Origin of the sequence: Nonomuraea guangzhouensis (assembly GCF_019396345.1) — a bacterium.
Lineage (GTDB): Bacteria > Actinomycetota > Actinomycetes > Streptosporangiales > Streptosporangiaceae > Nonomuraea > Nonomuraea guangzhouensis.
On the sequence record NZ_JAHKRM010000034.1, the window covers coordinates 1 to 21,371 of the forward strand.

A 21,371-nucleotide genomic window follows, 5' to 3' on the forward strand; every position below is an offset into this window, starting at 1 on the left:
CAAACGCTGGATCACCCGCTGGAAAGCCGCTCTCAACGCCTTCGCCATCACCTTCGAAGGCCGCCTGAACCCGACCACCCCATAGAACTAATTCAAGATCGAGTTACACCGTTTACTGGACAGGCCCTTAAGCATGGGCAATCGATCACGACAAGGTCGGCACCGGCCGCTACTGATGATCTCCGTTCCCGCTGACGGCGGCTGGTGTCTGACGGTCCGGGGCTTCGTTGCTCAGCCCCGGTCCACCGGGAGCCCGGGTTGCTGTCCTGCCTGCCGAGGATGCCCTGCGCTAAAAGAGGGACGGCGTACCAGAGATCAGGACAGGGTGTCCTTGATCGCGATCTGGCCATTGCTGATCACGAACTTCTGGTTGGTGTTGTTGCTCTCGCACTGCCACAGGTACACCTGGATGCCGTTGCCGCGGCCGTTGGTGGCGTCCAGGCACAGGGGGTTGCCGGAGTTGATGGTGGATTTGAGGATGATCATGTCTCTCTGGATGACCCAGAACTGGTTGCCGTTGTTCAGGCACTGCCACTGGTAGACCCGGGTGCCGTTGGTGCGGCCGTTGGAGGAGTCCAGGCACATCACCGGGCTCCGGCCGACGGTGTCTTCCACCTTGATGAGGCCGCTGTCGATGACGAACTTCTGGTTGGTGTTGTTGCTCTCGCACTGCCATTGGTACATCAGGGTGCCGTTGCCACGGTAGTTGCTGACATCGACGCACATTGCGGGCCAGCCCAGGGCGGTGCGGCCGGCGGGCTGGTGAGTAGAGGCGGCGGCGGGCATGGTGGTTGCCGCACCCGCCGCGATGGAGATGGCAGCGATGGCTAGCAGACGGCGAGCAAGCATGATTGGCCCCCAGAAGAGTTGATCAAGACTCAAGCACCATGCCATGGCCGACAGTTATTGATCAATTACTCTGTGTGCAACCCTGTCGCGTGTCGTGATGTGCTGCCGGCTTCAGGAGTGGGCCGCGACGAGTTCGGCGAGGTCCAGCGCATCCCCTCTGATGCCGGCCAGCCAATCATCTTGTACGTATTCGAAGTTGCCGGTTTCGGTGTCGAACAGGCCGATGCTCCCGGCCGTCACCTGCTGTTCGGGGTTGATCGGCTCCGGCTCCCACCGGGTGAACTTGGGCTGCACCAACTGGGCGAGCGCGTAGGAGGTCGTGCGGCCATAGTGGCGCGGGCCGTTGAGGTGGTGGTAGTGGCCGCTGACGTGCAGGCGTGGTTGCAGGTGCTCGATGAGCGCGGTCAGCTTCGCCGAGCCCTGCACGTTCCCGCGCCGATCGCGTGACATCCCGTACGGGCCGTCATGAGTGACCAGGACGTCCACGTCACCCGGTCCGACCGCCATCAGCCGCGCGTACGCGCTCTCGTCCAGGTCCATCTTCCCCGGAACCTCGATCAGCCCGAGGAACGCCACGCGCTGCCCGGCGACCTCGACCACGTTCCCGCAGGCGACATGGCGGTAAGCGCCGAGCGGGTCCACCGGCACGACCTCGGTGGCCGACGCGTCGTGCAAGGAGGCCAGCCAGTCGTGATCCTCATGGTTGCCGCTGACGAACAGCACACAGGGAACCCGCCCGAGAGCCGAGCGCACCCCCTCGGCGAATGCCGGCGACGGATCGAGCAGGCGAAAGAAGTCCCCCTGAGCGGGATGGTCCCGGGCGAAACGACGGCTCGACTCGTCCCACCGATCGAACGACGGGTAGGCGCCCAGATCGCCGACCTGTATCACGGCGTCGAGCCGAACCCCCAGGCGCCTCTGCAGCACCACGGCCGCACCCAGCGCGTGCAGCACACAACCATGGACATCACCTAAGAAAGCGATCTTCATCGCCTGCCGACCTTTCGCGAAGAGCCATCCGGACATGGCCCAGCAACGGTCGAGCGGCGCAACGATGCGGTGTCAACCACCGGCCCTGGACCGGTGACTCACATCCCAGCGCTCCACCGCCATCTCGACGACCGAGCCAAGCCGAGCGTCGCACCTCGGCCGGAAGAACGTCAACCACAAATGGTTCGTCTCCGACTACCCCGACAGGTGCGCCAGCAGCATCTCCAGCGGCCGCGGCACGCGATCGAGATCGAGTGCCGCGACGAGCGCGCCAGAGTAGCGGATCTTGCGGCCACTGCCCGATCCCATGAACCGGCGCAGCTGGTCGTGAGTGGCGCTCCCGCGCCATGCGAGTTGCTTCTGAAGAGTACGAAATGAACTGAGCTCGCCCTCGGCATCGACAACGCGCTCAACCGTGGCGGTGCCAAGGGCGCGGATCAGCTCGTCTTCCAGGTCAGCGACGCACACGAAGAATCCGAGCGCCTCCAGATCGCTCCGGCTGAGATCGGATCCCAGGCCGGCGCGCTCGAGACTCCGCTGGAAGTCGCCTTCCTCTCCGGCGTCGCACAGACCGGCCAGCCGGAGATTGCGACCGCGAGGGCCGAACCTGCCGAGATACGTCCCGATGTTCGTGGCACCGCCCATCGCCACAAGGGAGATGCCTTCGGCCGCCAGGTTCCGGCCATGACGCTCGGCCAACGCTTCGATGGCCGACTTGTCACTGGCTCCCTCGACCAAGACCACGGTTTGAGTGTCGCTCACGAGCCCAGCTTTGCACCGAACATGGAGAGGTTCATCCTCTTTTGCGCGTTGGAAGGTCACCAGCCGCAGATCACGGTCTCCGACTGCCAGCGGGCTCACCAGTTCGACGAGACAGGGCATGGGTGGCGCGTCGCCTGACATCTTCAGCAGTTGTTTCGTCGGACTACTGGGACGCAAGGTCGTAAGGCCCAAGCACCGCTGAGATCGAGAAGGGAGACCTCGCCATGCCCACGCGCACGCCGTCTCCTCGCGGTGGTCGTCATACCTCACGCCGCCCACCGAAGACGGGCAGCGATCAACGATGCACTGGCCGGCTTTCTCAACGGAAGTCTTGAAGCAGACAGCCACAATGGAGGGCTCATGTTCGCCACTTATGCCACGATCACCATCTTCGCCTCGGTGCTGTACGGCAGCGCCGCCGTCGTCTACCTGATCGGCCACGAATTTCCCAAGGCTCAGGCCGATATGAAGCGCTTGCCACGGTCGTGGGTGCCGGTGTTGGGCATGATGCTGGCGGCGGGCTCTTTGGGGCTGTTGGGTGGGTTCGCCATTCCCATGCTGGGGACACTCGCTGCCGCCGGCCTCGTGCTGTACTTCATCGGCGCGCTCCTTGCGCACCTGCGAGTGGGTTCCCGCAAGCTCGTGAATTGGGGCGGATTCTTCGCCACCGCGGTGGCCGCACTTGCCGTGAACCTGGTCTATTACTGGTCGTGATCCGTGAGGCAGGCTCACTCACCTGGCGCCGATCGCGGTGATGGACGACGGCGAATACGTGGGCTCGATAACGGCCTTCCTGCTCCAACCAATGCTCTGAACTGGGCATTCTCTCAGTAGTACCCCTAGCTATACCCCCGTTGGGGCGTACGCGGGAACGACTGGGAAGGCCCCCGGCTGGTGTGCTGATCACTGTCAGTCAAGCACCCCCTCCCAGGAGCAAATGAAATGGCAGTCAACAGCCGGCCGGATATCGAGCAGCATCCGAGTCAGACCGGGCTGCGGGGTTTCATCCGTCGCCGTCCGCTGATCAGTTTCTTCGTCCTGGCCAATCTGCTGAGCTGGGCCGCCTGGACGCCATACATTCTCTCGGCGACCGGTCTGGGGGTCGTGAATTTCACGTTCCCCTCGCTGCTCGGTAGCACGCAGTTCGCCGGTGTTCTCCCCGGCGCCTATCTCGGGCCCATCCTCGCCGCGTTCATCGTGACCGCGGTCGCGGACGGCAAGGAAGGCGTTCGCCGGTGGGTCGGGCGGATGACGAAATGGCGGGTCAGCTGGGTCTGGTACGTCGCGACCGCCGTCGGCGTTCCCGCCGCCATCATCATTACCGGGCTCGCGGTGTCCGACGGAGACATCCACATGCCGCCCGTCGCCGTGCTGGTGGCTTACCTGCCGGGCCTGCTGCTCCAGATGGTCACTACCGGTCTGGCGGAAGAGCCTGGTTGGCGTGACTTCGCCCTGCCGCGCCTGCAGCGCAAGTTCGGCCCGCTGGTCGCCACCCTCGTCCTCGGCCCGCTGTGGGGGCTCTGGCACCTGCCGCTGTTCCTGAGCGAGTGGGGCGGGTGGCCGGACGTCACCCCGATGAGGATCGGCGAGTTCGTCGCCTCCTGCTGCGTCCTCAGTGTGGTCTTCACCTGGGTGTTCAACCGGACCGGCCAGAGCCTGCCGCTGGTCATGCTGCTGCACGTCAGCATCAACAACTTCCTGTCGATCGCGTACGCGGACATGTTCCCGTCGATCGCCAGCGCCGAGCAGGCCTCCCACGTCACCCTGCTCGCGAGCACCACGGGAGCGATCGTGGTGCTCGTCGCGACCCGCGGCCGCCTCGGTTACCGACCGGTCGAGGAACCCACGCCGGAGGTCACCCATCAGAACTGAACCACCGCGCCACGAAAGCGGGCGTGGGACCGGAATATCGGTCCCACGCCCGCTTTGTGTCGTGCCCGTGGACTTCTGTGATCCGCAACTCAGCTCACCCGAGAACTTCAAAGATCGGTGGACGGCCGGGCCGCACAGACACTCCCGATCGCAGACCCAGGCCCCCCGCGCCCTGCGGGCCGGGCCACACTATGACTGCTCACCCGCCAGAATTCAGGGGAAGGCGAGGGCGGTCTGCGGACAACAACAGATGACCAATGTCCCGCCGACCACAAGGCCGTTGAATGAATGAGCCACACCTGGCCGATCCCCCGGGCGACGCCCCACCGTCGCAGGACGACGCCGTGGTGATCGAGCGGTCCTGGGACGAACCCGAGCGTTTCGGTGCCGTCTTCGACGCGCACTACGCGGAGATCCACCGGTACGTCTCCCGCCGACTCGGTCCACACGCCGCCGACGACGTCTCCGCTGAGACGTTCGCGCTCGCCTTCCGTCAGCGTCGCCGGTACGACACGAGCCACCGCAGCGCCCGCCCCTGGCTCTATGGCATCGCAACCAACCACATCAGCCGATACCGGCGCGATGAGGTGCGCCTCCTTCGTGCCGTGGGCCGGCTGCATCCGGAACCGGAGCCGGCCCGGGGCCACGAGGACGAGGTGATGGCGAAGGTGAGCGCGCAAGGCGTCAAAGGCACGCTGGCCAAGGCCATCGCCGCCCTGCCCGCGGCCCAGCGTGACGTGCTGTTACTGGTGGCGCTCTCAGGGCTGAGCTACGACGAGGTGGCGCAGGCTCTGGACGTGCCTTTCGGCACGGTGTCCTCGCGGCTCAACCGGGCTCGTACGAAGTTGCGCAAGGCACTGGGCGGGACGAATCCGCTGCTCGATGAGGAAGAGACACGTTGATGAACGAGCTGCATCTCGTACGTGGGGTGTACGACGACCCGCCTCCGCCCTCCGATGAGGCCGCGGCGGCCGCCCGTCGCAGGATGTTGAGTCAGGCCGACACCGTACGGCCACGCCCACGCCGTGCGTGGCGCCTGCCCATCGGCCTGGTGGCCGCCACCACGGCCGCAGCCGTGGTGGCGGGCGTGGCGCTCACCACCCACGACGCCGGTCGACCGCAGATAGAAGTGGAGGCCACCCCTCATACCCTGTCGCCTCGCGGCATGATGCTGGCCGCCGCCTCCCAGGCGGAGCTGCAGCAGCAGGGTCGCTACTGGTACACGCATCAGCGCACTAGCTTCTCGGCGCTCGCGCTCGGCCGGACCGGCGGGTACGTCGTGGAGGAGCGCAGCGAGTACTTCCAGTGGAGAGGAAGAACCCGCGGCGACGGCGAGTCCTTCTACGGCCGTGACTTCGCGGGCAAGCCCCAGACCCGCGCCGACGCCGACGCCTGGCGTGCGGCGGGTTCCCCGCCGAGCTGGACGGTGCGTTCGTCGGGCGTGAGCAGGACCGTCAGGACGAAGTCGGGTGCCTGGCAGGTGGACAATCCGGACGACCAGGGCGGCGGCACATTCAACATCGCCGGCGTCGGCCAGTTCAGTTACCAGGAGCTCCAAGAGTTCCCTACCGACCCCGGAGAGCTGCGCAAGCTCTTGTGTGAGGGCTTGATCAAGCTGGCGGCAGGCCGGTCTGGAGCGCCGAGACGCTGCGACGGTCCCAAAGGCATGCTCGACCAGGTCTTCTTCGTCCTCCTGGATACGCCCGTGCCGCCCAAGGTGCGAGCCGGTCTCATCCGCCTGGTCACCGACTATCCCGGCGTGCGACAACTGGGCACCGTCACGGATCCGCTCGGCCGCACCGCGGTCGGCCTCGCGGCCCCCTTTGAGAGCGCCGACGGCCGTGGGAAAATCCAGCTGGATGTGTTCTTCGACCAGCGGACCGGCAATGTCCTGGGCAGCCGTGACATCCAGCTCGAACCCGGCCCCGACAGCAAGAAATGGCAGGTTCCCGGCAGGATGCTGGACTCCTGGGTGGCCGTGGACTCCGGCTGGAAGGACACCAGGCCCACCCTTCCTGACTAGGAGCCGGTCACGACGCCGCGTGGTGGGCGCCTGCCAAAATCCCGCCGTACTGGATGGCGACCAGGTGGCGGATCGGGATCGTCTGGCTGGACGCGCCCGCTTCCGCCTCCGCACACCACCCGTCGTACGTCTCCGACAGTGCCCGCGCCCGGAGGGCGGGCGTGCCGTTGCCCACCGCGAGCTCGCCCTCAAGCGCCCGCAGCAGCATCCCCCCGAACCGGAGCCGCACGCTGTGCAGCGTGTCCCGGCACGAGAACACCTCGGCCACCGTGGCGGGCCGCTCGTTCTCCGGGCCGCCGGCCTGGCTCTGGTCGGTGAGCGCCATCCTGGCGACCATCGGGATGAAGGCTCGGCTCGCGCGGACGAAGGGAGAGTGGGTGACCAGGTCGTCCGACACCGCGGCCAGTGCTTCAGCCAGGACGGTGGACGTGGCCTGGAGGTCCGCGGCGTGGGCGAGCAGCAGGTCGCGGTAGTTGCGGTCCGTTGGTGTGGTGTCGTCGGCGGCGGCGCTGGTCCAGTAGGGCACGATCACCATCGACGATCCACCGGTACGTGCACGGCGCCGCTGCCTTCTCCTGATCCGACTCGTCAGGCAGCCGCGCCACCCAGGCCGCGAACCCGGCCGTCGACTCGACCTCATCGGACGGCAGCAACCCGAAACCGTCCTCGCGGAGGCCTGGCCCCACTCGGCATGCGCCTCGAGCCAGGCGGCGTGCAGACGTGTGGTGGGGGCGATCAGTTCCGGCATGCCGCACCATATCTATCCAGGTCAGTTGTCGATCGTCTGGTAGGCCGTGGTCCAGAAGTCGCGGTGCAACCGAGGGGTGTCCAGGGAGTCCATCGCCGTCTGGGTGAACAGGATCCCGGTGAGCCCCGTGGCCGGATCGGCGTACGCGGTCGTGCCCAGGCCGCCGTCCCACCCGAACTGGCCCACGGACGCCAGGTCGCGGCGGTGGGTGCGGACGGCCATCCCGAAGCCGTAACCGCCGTGCCTGCCGAAGTGGTCGCCGAACGCGTCCTTCTCGACCTTCTGCTCCGGCGTCAGATGGTCCATGGTCATCAGCTCGACCGACGCCCGGGACAGGATGCGCTCGCTGCCATGAGCCCCCTTGTTCAGCAGCATCCGGTAGAAGGCGTGGTAGTCGTCCACCGTCGACACCAGTCCGTCGCCGCCCGCTTCGAACGCCGGCGGCGAGCTGTACTTCCCACCGGCAGCCTCGTCCCACACGACCAGCCCACCAGTCTGCGGATCGTGGGCGTAGCTGGTCGGCAGCCGGTCGATCTTGTCCGCCGGCACGGAGAAGCCAGAGTCCCTCATCCCGAGCGGGTCGAAGAGCCGCTCACGCAGGAACGCCTCGAACGACTGCCCCGCGACCCTGCCGACGAGGACGCCGAGCACGTCGGACCCGGTGTGGTACTGCCACAGATGTCCCGGCTGGTACATCAGCGGCAGCTTGCCCAGACGGCCAAGCCATTCATCTGGCCCCTCCGCCGGTGCGGAGCCGTCGAGGCCCAGCTCGCGCATCGCGACCTGGATGGGGTACGTGTCCGGCGCCGCCAGCACCGCCCCGAACCCGAAGGTGAACGTCAGCAGATCGCGTACGGTGATCGGCCGCAGCGCCGGCACGGTGTCCTCCAGCGGGGCGTCGATCCGCGTCAGCACCTGGCGGTTGGCGAGCTCGGGCAGCCACTCGTCGATCGGGTCGTCCAGCCGCAGCCGGCACTCCTCGACCAGGATCATCACCGCGGCGGCCGTGATCGGCTTGCTCAGCGACGCCAGCCGGAAGATCGTGTCCCTGCGCATCGGCGCGCCGCCGTCGGTGTGCAGCGTCCCCATCGCTTCGACGTGCGTGTCATCTCCGCGACCGACCAGGGCGACCAACCCAGGAATCGCACCAGATTCGACATGCCCGGCCAGCACGTCACGCATCCGCCGCACCCCTGCCTCCGACAGGCCCCGCTTCTCCTGCATGCTCCAGTTGCCCTGCATATCCCAGCTGGCGGTGGTCGTCATAGCTCTCTCCTCCGGAGTTGCGTACGTTGTGCGCTTGATGCGAACACTGTACTCACAATGCACGGTCGTACGCAAGCCGGTTGGCGGCCACCACCCACCCCCTTGCCCGTCTGGGTGGTTGACCGTGGCAGCCCGCCCCGAGCGGTCCTCGCTGTCGCTCGGGCTGTTCTCCCTGAGGCGCCTCCGGCGCACAACGGTCTTCGCAATGGGACGCTTCGCGCTAGGGGACTCAGGCGCTTCTTCCAGTCGGGCCGCAGCCCCGACCCCTGGAGGACTTCGCTCCGCTCAGACGCCTTATATCCCTGCGCAGGCTTCGCCTGCGCCTTCCAGCTGGCCGTCTATATGAGATTCGCAGGACGGTGCCTGCTGGCTCTGCTCGATGGAAGCTCTACTGTCGCCCTGCCCCACGGCCATGGCGGGCAGGGCGACGACGGGAAGATCATGCCGCACATCGTTTACGACGTTGAACGCTTGCGGGTGTATACCATTCGCTATACTGCAGCATGTGGCCGATGATGAATGGGATGTCTACATCGTCGATGAGGTGCGTGAATGGATCGATGGGCTCGACGACGCGACACACACGCGCGTCGTGCAAGCGATCGACGCGCTCGCCGATGGTGGGCCAGGTTTGGGACGGCCGTTGGTCGATACGATCACCGCGTCGCGGCTCCAGAACCTGAAGGAACTCCGGCCGGGCACTGTGCGCATCCTGTTCGCCTTCGATCCGTGGCGATCGAGCATCCTGTTGGTCGCGGGTGATAAAGCGGGGCAGTGGAACGCCTGGTATCGGCAGGCCATCCCACTAGCTGAGCAGCGCTATGAGACCTATCTGAAGGAACGGCAGGCGGAGGAGGGCAGATCGTGACGGGATACGTGCGTTGGAAGGACATCCGTGCCGAGCACATCGAACGTGCCGGTGGTGAGGAAGCCGTAGAGGCGGGCAAACAGGAACTCCTCGCCAAGGTGCAAGGACACCGGCTCGCCGAGATCCGCCGGAGTCGCGGGCTGACCCAGCAGGACATTGCTCAGCGCATGGGGGTTACCAAGGGGCGCGTCTCGCAGATCGAGCAAGGAAAGATCTCCGGGCAGGAGGTTCTCGCTCGATATGCCACTGCGCTCGGTGGGCGGCTCCATCAGTCGATCTACTTCGACGACGGTGACATCGCTGCCATTGCCTGAGGTTCCGAGCGAGACACCCGGCAGCGCGGTCGATGCGGTTCGGCGGCTATTCCTCGTCGGCGCGGAGCACCTCGCTCAGCTGCCGGCGGCGCCGTAGCGCCGACTAGATGTACTGACCACAGAGGTTGAGTACGGGGCGACATGGCTTCGATGATCTTGTAATTGGGTGAGGGCCTTCGGTTTGGTGTGGATTGCGACATCTACCACCGAACCAGAAAGGCCCTCATGCCCCACCGTAACGCGCCGCTGACCGAACTCGGGCGTCTGCGCCTGGCCCGCTGCGTGGTCGAGGACGGCTGGCCGCTGCGCCGCGCTGCCGAACGTTTCCAGGTCGCCGTGACCGCTGCCCGGCGCTGGGCCGGCCGCTACCGACGGCACGGCAGCGCGGGCATGACCGATCGCAGCTCACGCCCGCACCACAGCCCACGCCGCACCCCGACCCGGATCGAGCGGCGCATCATCAAGGTCCGGCTGCTACGCCGGTGGGGACCGGCCCGCATCGCCTACCTGCTCGGCCTCAACCCGGCCACCGTCCACCGGGTCCTGACCCGCTACCGGCTCGCCCGCCTGACCCACCTGGACCGCGCCACCGGCCGGCCGATCCGCCGCTATGAACACCCCGCCCCCGGCGACCTCATCCACGTCGACATCAAGAAACTCGGCAACATCCCCGACGGCGGCGGCCACCGCGCGCACGGCCGGGCCGCAGGCGGGCGCAACAGCTCAGCCCACCGCGACCCCAACCGGGCCCGCACCCACCACGGCCGACCCAACCTCGGCTACGGCTACCTGCACAACGCCATCGACGACCACTCCCGCCTGGCCTACACCGAGATCCTGCCCGACGAGACCAAGGAAAGCGCCGCCGCCTTCTGGCAACGCGCCCAAGCCTTCTTCACCACCGCCGGGATCACCGTGCGCCGGGTACTGACCGACAACGGCAGCTGCTACCGCTCCCACCTGTGGCGCGACACCCTCACCGCGGCGGGCATCACCCACAAACGCACCCGCCCCTACCGCCCGCAGACCAACGGCAAAGTCGAACGCTACAACCGCACCCTGCTCGACGAATGGGCCTACGCCCAGCCCTACCGTTCCGAAACCGAACGCCGCGCCGCCCTACCGGCCTGGGTGCACACCTACAATCACCACCGCGGACACACCGCACTGAACGGCCTTTCACCCGCCAGCCGCGTACCCAACCTCACGGGACAGAACAACTAGACGACCTCGGATCTGCACCGGTTCCTGGGCGCCCTGCTCGGCGGGCGCCTCCTTCCGCCCGCTCAGCAGAAGGAGATGTTCACCACCGTCTCGACGGAGGGCGCGGACTGGGTGCCCAACACCAGGTACGGCCTCGGCGTCTACTCTCAGACGCTCCCGTGCGGGGTCACGCTCTGGGGCGGCGGCGGCTTCATCCAGGGCTCGACGTCGTACGCGATGGGCGACCGCCGGGGCACCCACACGCTGGTCAGCAACATCAACGGCGACTGGAACGACTTCCTGAAGACCTTCACCCAGCTCTTCGAAACGACCTTCTGCAAGAAGCCGGCCTAAAAAGAAGGTGTCTTCGAACCCCTGAACTGCCAGTAACCCGTGCAGGAGCCTGTCGGCGGTCCCGGAGGCGGCAGTCCCGAGCAGAGGCCGCCGCCTTCGGGCGTTCTCCGAAGTTTCGGGCGTTCTCAGAAGTCCGGGAAGAACCACAACCGCTGTGCCGCGGCCGCCTTGAAGAAATGGCCCAGGGACTCGATGACCGCCCTTGGCTGTGGATGGCCGTCGCCGAGGTCGATCTCGGTATCCGGGTGCTCGGCCAGCCAGCGGTCGAGCGCGTCGGCGAGCACCTGGACTTCGTCGGGATCGAGCAGCGCGTACAGGCTGGTGTCGAGGTGCTTGGAGACCCAGCCCTCGTAGACCTTGCCGCGAAACCCGGTGATGTCGCTGTCGGACGGCCAGAACACGCCCGCGGGAAAACCGCGCGGCATGTTCTCAAACGGCTCGATGTCCTCGGGCACCATCCACTGGAACGTGATCGGCTTGCTCAGTGTGCCGTGCCCGGTGACGGATGGATCTCCGGGACGCACCGCGTAGACGTCTAAACCCATGATCGAATACTTCCACACGCCACCGACAGTCAGCGGGTGAGTCTCCGGCTCATCAGCGTGATCGCAGCAACGGTCAGGTGCGCCTCGCAGTGCGACGGCTCGCCGGCCGGACGAACCACCGGGCCGACGTGCTCGACAAAGGTTCCTCTAGTACCAGGCCAGGCTGTAGATGGCCCGGTCCGACTCCGGGATGAGGCCCGGCAGGCCGAGCTGGGCAGCGCCCGGCAGTCGCCGCATCACGTCACCCAGCTGCCTGTTGACCCCGGTCATGAACTCGGCGGCGTCCTTGTCGTCGCCGCTCCAGAGGTCGGACAACTCCCAGCCGCCCTTGTTGACCACCGCGTCGAAACGATGCTGGGCGCTGGTCAGTATCTCGGCGCATTCGGTGGTGCGCAGTCCCATGTCACCGTGGACGGACGCCAGCCCGCGAACGGTCTCGAAGATGGACTTCAGCGCCTCCTGCGCCTTGTCGGCCGCGGGGCCGTGCCAGGGCGCGTCACGGATCTCCTGGGCGCGGAACACGATCCCGTGCGCGACCTCGACGAGACCGTTGGCGATGGCGTTCGTGGCGGCGGCGTAGTCGGTCAGCACCTGCGGCTTCCACGACATCAGCATTTCCCTGATCTGGGCTCTGTTCAGGCCGTGGTGCGAGGTGTCGTCGGTGATGAGCTCCGTCACCGGATCACCGTCGTTCTCCTTGAGGATGCGCGGGCTGATGGAGCCGTTCGGGTAGGCGTTGCTGACCCGGTAGTCGCCCTTCGGGCTCCAACTCGTCTCCGGTATCGTGATCCACGCCTCCGGCTTCGCGCGCCAGCTGTCCACGTCGGCGAGCTTGTAACTACGGCCGCTGGTGGAGACCAGACCCGCCGCCATCGCGCACTCCATCATCGCGTCCCCGGTCAGGCAGGAGAGTGCCTGCTCGAAGCCGGTGATGACGTCCGACACCGTGATCGCGGCCTTCCAGTTCAAGATGGTGCCGGTCATCTTGGCTGACTCGAACCGCCTGTGCAGCAGGCGATAGACCGCGTCGAACTGGGTCATGAGCTGTTTGCCGATCGTCTGCAGCCGCCCGTGGTCGACCTCGTACCCGCTGCTGTGCTCGAGCGCGAGCCCCGGCCAGTAGTTCTCGCGAATGGGCAGGTTCTCCCACGCGCTCCATTCGTCCTCGGCGGTCGGCTGCGGTTCGCGCATGGCTCACTCCTTGTTAGTGATCAAGGAACGCCACGCTAGGAGTCCTGGTTGACGGGCAAGCGAAGATCAGGTTAACGGACGGTCTCGTACGGAACGAGGCCAGGCCGAGGTGGCGCCGGGGCGAGAACGTCCGCGATCATGGTGGACAGATCGCCGGCGATCGGTATTCTCGGCGGCGTCATACGGCAGTTGACCTTCGCCGACCGCATCCCGACAACAATCCTCCGCCGAACGCTCAGTAGGCGCACCAAAGTTCACGAGTACGGTGTTGTAACGCAAGGGATTGGCCACTACATGGCGTACCAGCGGGTGAATTTCGCCGTCCTGGGCTCCGTTCAGGTGTTCCTTGAGGGCGCCCCGATCCATCTTCGGGGCAAACCTCGAGCCGTGCTGGCCACTCTGCTCCTCAACGCCAACACCGTGATCTCCCGGGACGGGCTGGTGGCCGCGCTGTGGGACGAGCCTCCGACCACCGCGGTGGCCAACATCCAGACCCACGTCTGGCAGCTACGGCGGGCGATTCCCGGTGGGGACCAGATCGTGCGGACCGAAGGGTCCGGCTATCTGCTGCGCGCCGAGCCCGATCAGCTGGACGCACTCATCTTCAGTGACGTGGCGCGCGAGGGGCGGCTGGCCGTCCAGCGGGGCGAGCTGACGGTCGCCGAGCGGGCGTTCGGGCGGGCGGTGGCGCTCTGGCGGGGCCGGCCCGCCGAGGACCTCGTGCTCGGTGAGGTGTTGACGCCCCGGATCGCCGAGCTGGAGGAGGAGCTGTACCAGGCGCGTTCCGACTGGATCGACGTCCGGCTGGCCCTCGGGCAGCATGACCAGCTGATCGGTGAGCTGCGGAAGATCGCGGACGCGCATCCACTGCGCGAGCGTCTCTGGGGTCAGCTCATGCTCGCCCTGCACCGGGCCGGGCGGCGGGGCGAGGCGTTGGACGCCTACCGCCGGGTGCGGACGGTCCTGGTGGAGGAGCTGGGCGTCGAGCCGGGCGAGGATTTACGCCGGCTCCACGCGAACCTCTTGGCGGATCAACCGTCAGCCCCCAGCGCTCCGGCACCGGCTACCGCGCAGCACGAGCCCGCCGAACCAGACACCACGACAACGTGGCACCACATCTGCCAGCTACCCGCGGACCTCGCCGACTTCGTCGGCAGAAGCGCAGAATTGACAACGATCACCACGGTTCTGCGCGGCAGGGACCCCGCGGTCTCCGCACCCGTGATCGTGGCCCTGTCAGGCGCCCCCGGACTCGGCAAGAGCACCCTGGCGATCCACCTGGCGCATCTGCTCCGGCCCGCCTTCCCCGACGGTCAGCTCTACGTACGGCTCGGCGCGGCCTCGCCCGCGCCGCGCGATCCCTGGCGCATTCTCGGGGAGTTGCTGAGAGCACTCGGGGTGGACGGGAACGCGATCCCCGACACGCTCGAAGAGCGCGCCACTCTGTACCGGTCGCGCCTCGCGGATCGCGAGATCCTCATCATCCTCGACGACGCGGCGGAGGAGGCGCAGGTGTCGCCCCTGTTACCGGGCACAGCGCGTGGCGCGGTGCTGGTGACCTCCCGTGCGCAGCTCGCCCTGCCCGGGGCTCAGGCGATCTTGCTGGACGTACCCGACGATGACGATGCGGTGGAGCTGCTCGAACGGGTGGCCGGACAGGCCCGCGTGCGCGCGGAGCCGACGGCGGCGGCCTCGATTCTGCGCGCCTGCGGACGCCTGCCGCTGGCGATCCGCATAGCGGGGGCGAGGCTGTCGGCCCGGCCCGCCTGGCCGTTGTCCGACCTCGCGGCCCGACTGGAGGACACTCGCCGGCGTCTCGACGAGCTGGCTCTGGGCCAGCAGACCGTTCGCGCCAACTTCGCTGTGAGCTACGACGCCCTCACCGACGTGGCGCGGCGGATGTTCCGGCTGCTCGGCCTGTGCGGGCTGGAAAGCGTGCCCGAGTGGGCCGCGGCGGCGCTGCTGGGAGAGTCCCGGGAGGTAACGGATCGCGCCCTGGAGACCCTGGTCGTCGCCGGTCTGGTGAACGGGCCGGAAGCCTGCGCCGCGGGCGGTCTGCGATACCGGCTGCACGATCTGCTCCGGGCGTTCGCGCGGGAGCAGGCCGAGGCGGAGGAGAGCGAGGCACGGCGGCGCGCGATTCTGCTCGGGCTCGTCAGGGAGAGTCTCGACCGGGTGGCGGCGGCCGTCACTGATCTCCCCCTGCCCTGCGCGCCCACGCCGGGCGCCGGCGAGTCCCGCCCGACAGCAGGGCGAGGCGACTCCGAGTGGCTGATGGAGGAACGCGGGAACATGGTGGCGGTGGTCGAGCTCGCGGCCGCGCTGGACAGACCCGCTCTCGCCTGCGAGCTGGCCTACCATCTGACGGCCTACCTCCGGATTCACGGCTTCTTCGACCAGGCCACCCGGATTCACGATGCCGTCATCGCCGCCGCGACCCGGCTGGAGCACACCCCCTCGATACTGACCACCCGGCTGATGCGGGCGGATCTCATGGTGGAGCGGGGGATGTTCGGCGACGCGCTGCCGGAGTTCGCGTCACTGCTCGAGCTGTTCGAGCGCAGGGGAGACCGGCACTCCGCCGCGTACGCGCTCAGCGGCCTCGGCATCTGCCGGCATATGTCCGCGGACTTCGAGGAGGCGCTGGATCGCACCACGGAAGCCGTCGACCGGTTCGAGGAGCTCGGCGACCACGGCGGGCTGCTCAGTACCTTGATCCACCTGACGTCGATCCACCTTGAGCTCGGCCACCACGACCAGGCCGCCGAGGTCTGCCATCGCGGACTGGAGCTGGCGCGCGGGTGCCGCACCGCGTACCCCCGGGCGATCCTGCTCCGCGCCCTGGGCATCACCCACTACAGCAAGGGCGAGGTGCCGGAGGCGATCCGGCGCTATGAGGAGAGTCTCGAACTCAGCCGCCGGCACGGCTATCCGATCATCACCACCATGACGGAGCGCCGGCTGGGGGAAGCCCTGGGCGCGGTGGGACGGTTCGACGAGGCGGTGCGGACGCTCACGCGCTGCCAGCGGAGCTTCGCCCGTTTCGGTGACATGTACGGTGAGTCGCTCACCGCGTACGCCCTCGGCGAGGTCGCCTTCCGGCGCCGCCGTTCGCCCGAGGCACTGCGGCACCTGACGCACGCGCTCGACGTGCTGGGAGTCAAGGAGATGCAGCACTGGCGCGCCCGGGTCCTGCGCGAGATCGGCCGCGTCCATGCCGATCTCGGTGACCCGGACGCCGCAGCGGCGGCCTGGAACGAGGCGCTCGCCATCTTCCACAGCTTCGACTCCGCGGAAGCGGCGGAGGTGAGTGCCTTTCTCGATACCTTGCGCCAGATGCCCGCCGGGTGACTCAGCCACCTGTTCCCCGTACGACCGGTACGGCTGTGACGCCTGCCTGACGTGCCGCCCGCCGGGCCGTACCCGGCGATGTCCCCGTCGCGACGACGGCACCTCCGTGCAGCGCGACCCAGGAGCGTTCGGCAGCGGGGAGATCGGCCAGCGCCGCGGTGAGCTCCACCCGATCCGGTTCACTCCGCAGGGCGCGAGCCCGGTCGCGGCGCCGCCAGAACAGGTGCTGTCCCACGATCAGCGGCCCCAGCGGCAGCAGCAGCGGGAAGAGCTCCAGCTCGGCGAACAGGACGGCGAGGGTCAGGCCCAGCAGCAACGCCGCCTCGGTCACGGCGGCCCACCAGCCGGCCGCCTTGCCGTACGCCTTGGCCGCCACCAGAGGCCACACGGCCAGCATCAGGCAGTCGCCGAGACCGGCCAGGCTCGAGTCGGCCCCGTAGCCGGTGGCGAGGATCGGGGCGAACGGCAACCCTTCGACCCGGGACACGAAGTCAGCCGTCAGCGAGCTCACGCCCGTGGCGAGGGCGTCATAGACGGTCAGCGCCGCGGCCAGGCCCGCCACGTGGGCGGCCTTCATCCCCGCCTGCGCCCACAGGTTGGCGACCCCGACCGTGAGGAGGATCATCGTGAGGTCGTTGACGACGAGCACCGCCGTCGGCCATCCCGCGAAGTACGCGGCCACGTCCGCCGCGCAGAGCAGGGCGGCCGCCAGTGCGGCGTTCCGGCCGCCCAGCATCGGCGACAGGGCGAGTTGCGACACGGTGAAGAGCACCACGCCGAAGATCGTGACGACGAGCGCGATCGGCATGTGCATGTAGGCGAACGGCATGGCCACGAGCATCACGACCATGACGCAGATGTCGGTCCAGACGAACGTGCCGACCGGCGGGCGCGGCATCGTCACCTTGGCGAAGTAGCCCGCCGCGGCACCCACGGTCAGCAGGACGAGCAGGTAGAGGACCAGTCCGCGCAGGACCGCCTCGCTCATCGGCGCGCTCATCGGACTCCCATCTCGGCGACGGCCTCCGCGGCCGACTCCGCGGCGGCCCGCAGGGCCGGCTTGGCCACCCGGGCGGACGCGGTGGCCGTGACCTGCTCGAAGGTGTGTTCGCGCAGGTCCGCGCGTACGCGGCAGGGGCCGGGCAGGTCGGCCGGATCGTCGACGAGCTCGATGCCCCGCAGGGGAAGCTTCAGGTCGGCCACGCGCTCCTCCAGCCGGGACAGCAGCGCGCGGCTCTCCTTGCCGGTCACTTTGCCGGTCACGGCGTGCAACACCGGTCCCGACCCGGTCTCCTCCAGCGCGTATCGCGTCGGGAGCGGGATCTCGTGCTCCGACTGGAGAAGGTCCAGCACGTCGCGCGTGGTCAGGGACGAGGGTGACAGCCGGCCGAGGATCCGTGAGGTCGCCGGTACGACCGCGAGCTCGCAGGCCGGCGTCTCGCTCTCGGGCAGCACTTTGACGATGTCACCGGTGACGTAACGGAGCAGCAGGGTCGTGTCGCGGTACATGGTGTAGGGCGTCACCACCAGCACACCGTGGGCCCCCGGAGCCGCCGGTTGGAAGGTCTCGGGGTCGAGCACCTCGACGTGCCCCTGGTCGGTGGGGATGTGCAGGTGTCCCTGCCCACAGACCTGGCCGGCCACGGGGAAGATCTCCGTCATCGAGTAGCCGTCCAGGACGGGAGCCCCGAACATCGCCTCCGCGCGTTCCTTCAGCGCGTCGGTGAGGACCTCGCCGCCGGAGTGGATCTCTTCGAGACCGAAGTCCTTCGCGTCCCATCCGCCCTGCTCGGCTTCCTGGACCAGTGCCGCGAGGTAGGAGGCCGTCGTGTTGAGGTGGGTCACCTGTGGCTGCTTGCCCGGGACGTGCAACGGAACCGCCAACCGGTCCAGCGTCGCACGGGGGTCCACGAGGCCGACGTGGGCGAAGGCCGCCCCGGTCATGGTCACCGCCCTCTCGACGAGGATCTGGGCGATGGACCGCGAGGTGATGCAGTTGGCCCAGACATGCTGAGGGCGGAGCCCACCGGCCAGCATCAGCGCCAAGGCCGACATGCCGGACATCAGGTCGATCTCGTACCGGGAGAACCAGACCATGGTCGGCACACCCGTCGTGCCCGTGGTCTGGGCGAGTACGGCCGGGCGGGCCCCGTCGGCGACGAACGCGGAAGGCAGGTCGCGCAGCGCGGCCTTCGTCGTCGGTTCGATCGACGCCAGGGAGTCCAGGGTGATGGATCCCGGGTCGATGCCGTGCTGCTCGAACCACCGCCGGTAGTAAGGGGTGTCGCGGGCCGTCAAGCGCACCGTCCGCCGGAGCCTGCGCGCGGCGAGTTCGCGCTGCATCTCGGGATCGGGCGCGGTCAGCATGTCGCCCGCGCCCTCACCGGGGGATCCGAACTCCTCCAGGGTCGCGCGCATGTCGTCCACCAGCGCGGACACGTCCTTCACCCGGAATCGCCGGCCTGCCAGCATCGACCAGGCGTAACCCATCTGCCGGGCGGCTGTCCCGAACATCCTGTCCCATCCTTTGCGCCGTGGTCTTGGAACACGACGGCCCCTGGGCCGGCACGAGGCCGTACCCAGAGGCCGTCAAGTAGGACCGAACGTCAGCCGTTGAGGCCGAACACGGCGGTGGAGAGGGCGCTGGCGACGAAGCGCGCGTAGAACCGGGCCGTCTTGATCATGATCTTCCCCTTTCGTTCCTGCCCCTGTGAGGGACAGGAACGACTCTCGTAGCGGGGACTACACGATCGCTACACGGCCACTATCGGAGCAGGTCAGCACGCTGATGGCGTCAGACGAGGTCGAACCGGTCGAGGTTCATCACCTTGTCCCACGCCGCGACGAAGTCCTTCACGAACTTCTCCTTCGCGTCGTCGCTCGCGTAGACCTCCGCGACCGCGCGCAGCTCGGAGTTCGACCCGAAGACGAGGTCCGCCCGAGTGCCGGTCCACTTGACCGCGCCCGTGGCGGCGTCGCGCCCCTCGAAGGTGTTCGCGTCCTCGGACGTCGCCTGCCACGTCGTGCCCAGCTCGAGCAGGTTGGCGAAGAAGTCGTTGGTCAGCGACCCGGGGGTCGTGGTGAAGACGCCGAGCTGCGACTGCTGGTGGTTCGCGCCCAGGACGCGAAGGCCACCGACGAGGACGGTCAGCTCGGGGGCGCTCAGGGTCAGCAGGTTCGCCCGGTCGATGAGCAGGTACTCGGCCGGCAGCCGGTTGCCCTTCCCGAGGTAGTTGCGGAACCCGTCGGCGGTCGGCTCGAGAGCGGCGAACGACTCCACGTCGGTCTGCTCCAGCGAGGCGTCCACCCGACCCGGCGTGAAGGGGACCTCGACGTCGAAGCCGGCGTTCTTGGCCGCCTGCTCGACGGCCGCGGCACCGGCGAGCACGATCAGGTCGGCGATCGAGACCTGCTTGCCGCCGGTCTGGGCGGCGTTGAAGGCCTGCTGGATCCCTTCCAGGGTGCGCAGCACGATCGCCAGCTGGTCGGGGTCGTTGACCTCCCATCCGCTCTGCGGCTCGAGGCGGATGCGCGCACCGTTGGCGCCGCCGCGCTTGTCACTGCCACGGAAGCTCGAGGCCGACGCCCACGCGGTGGACACGAGCTGGGACACCGACAGGCCCGAGGCGAGGACCTGGCCCTTGAGGGCGGCGATGTCCGCGGCGTCGACGAGCTCATGGGTCACCGAGGGGAGGGGGTCCTGCCACAGCAGCCTCTCGGCCGGGACCTCCGGGCCGAGGTAGCGCACGATCGGGCCCATGTCGCGGTGGGTGAGCTTGAACCACGCCCGCGCGAAGGCGTCCGCGAACGCGTCGGGGTTCTCGAGGAAGCGTCGTGAGATCTGCTCGTAGATCGGGTCGATGCGGAGCGCGAGGTCGGTCGTCAGCATCGTCGGTGCGACGCGCTTCGACGGGTCGTGGGCGTCGGGGACGGTGTCAGCCCCGGCGCCGTCCTTCGGCCGCCACTGGTTGGCGCCGGCGGGGCTCTGGAACAGCTCCCACTCGTAGCCGAACAGGATCTCGAAGAAGCTGTTGTCCCACGTCACGGGGGTGTTCGTCCAGATGCCCTCAAGGCCGCTGGTGATCGCGTCGGCGCCCTTGCCGGTGCCGAAGCTGTTCTTCCAGCCGAAGCCCTGCTCCTCGATCGAGGCGGCCTCGGGGTCGGCGCCGACGTGGTCCGCCGGGCCGGCGCCGTGCGTCTTGCCGAAGGTGTGACCGCCCGCGACCAGGGCGACCGTCTCCTCGTCGTTCATCGCCATCCGGCGGAAGGTCTCACGGATGTCGCGGGCCGCGGCGAGCGGGTCCGGGTTGCCGTTCGGGCCCTCCGGGTTGACGTAGATGAGGCCCATCTGGACCGCGCCGAGGGGGTTTTCGAGCTCCCGGTCGCCGGTGTAGCGCTCGTCGCCGAGCCAGGTGGTCTCGGGACCCCAGTAGACGTCCTCGTCGGGCTCCCAGACGTCCGCACGACCGCCGCCGAAGCCGAAGGTCTTGAAGCCCATCGACTCCAGGGCGACGTTGCCGGTGAGGATCATGAGGTCGGCCCAGGAGAGCTTCTGGCCGTACTTCTTCTTGACCGGCCACAGCAGGCGGCGAGCCTTGTCGAGGTTGCCGTTGTCCGGCCAGCTGTTGAGGGGGGCGAAGCGCTGCTGGCCGGCCCCGGCGCCGCCGCGGCCGTCGCTGATCCGGTAGGTGCCCGCGCTGTGCCACGCCATCCGGATCATGAACGGGCCGTAGTTGCCGAAGTCGGCCGGCCACCAGTCCTGCGAGGTCGTCAGCACCTCCGCGATGTCCCGCTTCACGGCCGCGAGGTCGAGGGTCTTGAACGCTTCGGCGTAGTCGAACTCCTCGCCGAGGGGGTTGGCCACGCCGGGGTTCTTGGCGAGGATCTTCAGGTTGAGCCGCTCCGGCCACCACTGGCGGTTTCCGCCGCCCTGCGTCGGGTGCGGCGCGCGCTCGTGCGCGACCGGGCAGCCACCTGCGCCCTCCGCCTTCGCGTCGGTGACGATTGCGTCATGGTTCTCGGACATGGGGATCCT

At 68.1% G+C, this 21,371-nt stretch carries 19 protein-coding genes; 9 read left to right on the top strand and 10 right to left on the bottom strand.

What is annotated here, in order from left to right; all coding sequences use genetic code 11:
* Positions 1–315: 315 nt before the first annotated feature.
* From KME78_RS49390 to KME78_RS49400, 3 genes are all read right to left on the bottom strand, one after another.
* A complete protein-coding gene (locus tag KME78_RS49390) occupies positions 316–849 on the bottom strand; it encodes an RICIN domain-containing protein (RefSeq protein ID WP_219536950.1) in 534 nt (177 codons plus the stop codon).
* 111 nt (positions 850–960) lie between these two features.
* On the bottom strand, positions 961–1,839 hold the full coding sequence (locus KME78_RS49395; protein ID WP_219536951.1) for a metallophosphoesterase family protein: 879 nt from the start codon (positions 1,837–1,839) through the stop codon (positions 961–963).
* 195 nt (positions 1,840–2,034) lie between these two features.
* Entirely contained in the window at positions 2,035–2,601 is a 567-nt protein-coding gene (locus tag KME78_RS49400) for a TOPRIM nucleotidyl transferase/hydrolase domain-containing protein (RefSeq protein ID WP_219536952.1), read from the bottom strand.
* A 360-nt stretch (positions 2,602–2,961) separates the two neighbouring features.
* On the opposite strand from KME78_RS49400, the gene KME78_RS49405 reads away from it, so the two are divergent.
* The 4 genes from KME78_RS49405 (at position 2,962) to KME78_RS49420 (ending at position 6,496) form a co-directional block, all read left to right on the top strand.
* Positions 2,962–3,315: a DoxX family protein gene (locus tag KME78_RS49405; RefSeq protein WP_219536953.1), complete on the top strand. Its 354-nt coding sequence runs from the start codon at positions 2,962–2,964 to the stop codon at positions 3,313–3,315.
* Positions 3,316–3,543: 228 nt separating this feature from the next.
* Positions 3,544–4,473 carry a CPBP family intramembrane glutamic endopeptidase gene (locus tag KME78_RS49410; protein ID WP_219536954.1) on the top strand — a complete coding sequence of 310 codons (930 nt, stop codon included), beginning with the start codon at positions 3,544–3,546 and terminating at the stop codon, positions 4,471–4,473.
* Positions 4,474–4,757: 284 nt separating this feature from the next.
* Positions 4,758–5,375 carry an RNA polymerase sigma factor gene (locus KME78_RS49415; protein WP_219536955.1) on the top strand — a complete coding sequence of 206 codons (618 nt, stop codon included), beginning with the start codon at positions 4,758–4,760 and terminating at the stop codon, positions 5,373–5,375.
* Positions 5,375–6,496, top strand: a complete 1,122-nt coding sequence (locus tag KME78_RS49420) for a CU044_5270 family protein (protein ID WP_219536956.1) — start codon at positions 5,375–5,377, stop codon at positions 6,494–6,496. The genes KME78_RS49415 and KME78_RS49420 overlap by 1 nt, the downstream gene beginning before the upstream one ends.
* A 7-nt stretch (positions 6,497–6,503) precedes the next feature.
* On the opposite strand, the gene KME78_RS49425 is transcribed toward KME78_RS49420, so the two are convergent.
* Together KME78_RS49425 and KME78_RS49430 are read right to left on the bottom strand one after the other, a co-directional pair.
* Positions 6,504–7,031 carry a hypothetical protein gene (locus tag KME78_RS49425; RefSeq protein ID WP_219536957.1) on the bottom strand — a complete coding sequence of 176 codons (528 nt, stop codon included), beginning with the start codon at positions 7,029–7,031 and terminating at the stop codon, positions 6,504–6,506.
* A gap of 234 nt (positions 7,032–7,265) precedes the next feature.
* Positions 7,266–8,510, bottom strand: coding sequence for a serine hydrolase domain-containing protein (locus tag KME78_RS49430; RefSeq protein ID WP_246653733.1), 1,245 nt, complete (start codon positions 8,508–8,510; stop codon positions 7,266–7,268).
* Positions 8,511–9,015: 505 nt separating this feature from the next.
* Here KME78_RS49430 and KME78_RS65380 point away from each other — a divergent pair.
* The 4 genes from KME78_RS65380 (at position 9,016) to KME78_RS49450 (ending at position 11,249) form a co-directional block, all read left to right on the top strand.
* The gene (locus tag KME78_RS65380; RefSeq protein ID WP_308127420.1) at positions 9,016–9,378 is read left to right on the top strand and encodes a type II toxin-antitoxin system RelE/ParE family toxin; all 363 of its coding nucleotides are present in this window, start codon (positions 9,016–9,018) and stop codon (positions 9,376–9,378) included.
* Positions 9,375–9,692 (top strand): helix-turn-helix domain-containing protein, encoded by a 318-nt coding sequence (locus tag KME78_RS66755; protein WP_219536958.1) that lies wholly within the window; start codon positions 9,375–9,377, stop codon positions 9,690–9,692. Before KME78_RS65380 ends, KME78_RS66755 begins: the two co-directional genes overlap by 4 nt.
* A 225-nt stretch (positions 9,693–9,917) precedes the next feature.
* A complete protein-coding gene (locus KME78_RS49445; protein WP_219536959.1) occupies positions 9,918–10,916 on the top strand; it encodes an IS481 family transposase in 999 nt (332 codons plus the stop codon).
* Between the two features lie 75 nt (positions 10,917–10,991).
* A complete protein-coding gene (locus tag KME78_RS49450) occupies positions 10,992–11,249 on the top strand; it encodes a hypothetical protein (protein ID WP_219536960.1) in 258 nt (85 codons plus the stop codon).
* 125 nt (positions 11,250–11,374) lie between these two features.
* Here the strand turns inward: KME78_RS49450 and KME78_RS49455 are convergent, their stop codons facing one another.
* Positions 11,375–11,794, bottom strand: coding sequence for a hypothetical protein (locus KME78_RS49455; protein ID WP_219536961.1), 420 nt, complete (start codon positions 11,792–11,794; stop codon positions 11,375–11,377).
* Positions 11,795–11,941: 147 nt separating this feature from the next.
* Positions 11,942–12,985, bottom strand: coding sequence for a hypothetical protein (locus KME78_RS49460; protein WP_219536962.1), 1,044 nt, complete (start codon positions 12,983–12,985; stop codon positions 11,942–11,944).
* Between the two features lie 294 nt (positions 12,986–13,279).
* Here KME78_RS49460 and KME78_RS49465 point away from each other — a divergent pair, with 294 nt between their 5' ends.
* Positions 13,280–16,336, top strand: a complete 3,057-nt coding sequence (locus KME78_RS49465) for an AfsR/SARP family transcriptional regulator (RefSeq protein ID WP_219536963.1) — start codon at positions 13,280–13,282, stop codon at positions 16,334–16,336.
* Between the two features lies 1 nt (position 16,337).
* Here KME78_RS49465 and KME78_RS49470 read toward each other — a convergent pair whose 3' ends face one another.
* From KME78_RS49470 to katG, 3 genes are all read right to left on the bottom strand, one after another.
* A complete protein-coding gene (locus KME78_RS49470; RefSeq protein WP_219536964.1) occupies positions 16,338–17,324 on the bottom strand; it encodes a hypothetical protein in 987 nt (328 codons plus the stop codon).
* Between the two features lie 8 nt (positions 17,325–17,332).
* On the bottom strand, positions 17,333–18,850 hold the full coding sequence (locus KME78_RS49475; protein WP_219536965.1) for a phenylacetate--CoA ligase family protein: 1,518 nt from the start codon (positions 18,848–18,850) through the stop codon (positions 17,333–17,335).
* 280 nt (positions 18,851–19,130) lie between these two features.
* Positions 19,131–21,362, bottom strand: a complete 2,232-nt coding sequence (gene katG, locus KME78_RS49480) for a catalase/peroxidase HPI (protein ID WP_219536966.1) — start codon at positions 21,360–21,362, stop codon at positions 19,131–19,133.
* Between the last annotated feature and the right edge of the window lie 9 nt (positions 21,363–21,371).

Excerpts from the sequence above, each read along its gene's own strand:
- KME78_RS49445 (WP_219536959.1), top strand. The coding sequence starts at position 9,918 with ATGCCCCACCGTAACGCGCCGCTGACCGAACTCGGGCGTCTGCGCCTG.
- KME78_RS49470 (WP_219536964.1), bottom strand. The coding sequence starts at position 17,324 with ATGAGCGAGGCGGTCCTGCGCGGACTGGTCCTCTACCTGCTCGTCCTG.
- KME78_RS49395 (WP_219536951.1), bottom strand. The coding sequence starts at position 1,839 with ATGAAGATCGCTTTCTTAGGTGATGTCCATGGTTGTGTGCTGCACGCG.
- KME78_RS49455 (WP_219536961.1), bottom strand. The coding sequence starts at position 11,794 with ATGGGTTTAGACGTCTACGCGGTGCGTCCCGGAGATCCATCCGTCACC.
- KME78_RS49460 (WP_219536962.1), bottom strand. The coding sequence starts at position 12,985 with ATGCGCGAACCGCAGCCGACCGCCGAGGACGAATGGAGCGCGTGGGAG.
- katG (WP_219536966.1), bottom strand. The coding sequence starts at position 21,362 with ATGTCCGAGAACCATGACGCAATCGTCACCGACGCGAAGGCGGAGGGC.
- KME78_RS49390 (WP_219536950.1), bottom strand. The coding sequence starts at position 849 with ATGCTTGCTCGCCGTCTGCTAGCCATCGCTGCCATCTCCATCGCGGCG.
- KME78_RS49465 (WP_219536963.1), top strand. The coding sequence starts at position 13,280 with ATGGCGTACCAGCGGGTGAATTTCGCCGTCCTGGGCTCCGTTCAGGTG.
- KME78_RS49405 (WP_219536953.1), top strand. The coding sequence starts at position 2,962 with ATGTTCGCCACTTATGCCACGATCACCATCTTCGCCTCGGTGCTGTAC.
- KME78_RS49430 (WP_246653733.1), bottom strand. The coding sequence starts at position 8,510 with ATGACGACCACCGCCAGCTGGGATATGCAGGGCAACTGGAGCATGCAG.
- KME78_RS49450 (WP_219536960.1), top strand. The coding sequence starts at position 10,992 with ATGTTCACCACCGTCTCGACGGAGGGCGCGGACTGGGTGCCCAACACC.
- KME78_RS49410 (WP_219536954.1), top strand. The coding sequence starts at position 3,544 with ATGGCAGTCAACAGCCGGCCGGATATCGAGCAGCATCCGAGTCAGACC.
- KME78_RS49420 (WP_219536956.1), top strand. The coding sequence starts at position 5,375 with ATGAACGAGCTGCATCTCGTACGTGGGGTGTACGACGACCCGCCTCCG.
- KME78_RS49475 (WP_219536965.1), bottom strand. The coding sequence starts at position 18,850 with ATGTTCGGGACAGCCGCCCGGCAGATGGGTTACGCCTGGTCGATGCTG.
- KME78_RS49415 (WP_219536955.1), top strand. The coding sequence starts at position 4,758 with ATGAATGAGCCACACCTGGCCGATCCCCCGGGCGACGCCCCACCGTCG.
- KME78_RS49425 (WP_219536957.1), bottom strand. The coding sequence starts at position 7,031 with ATGGTGATCGTGCCCTACTGGACCAGCGCCGCCGCCGACGACACCACA.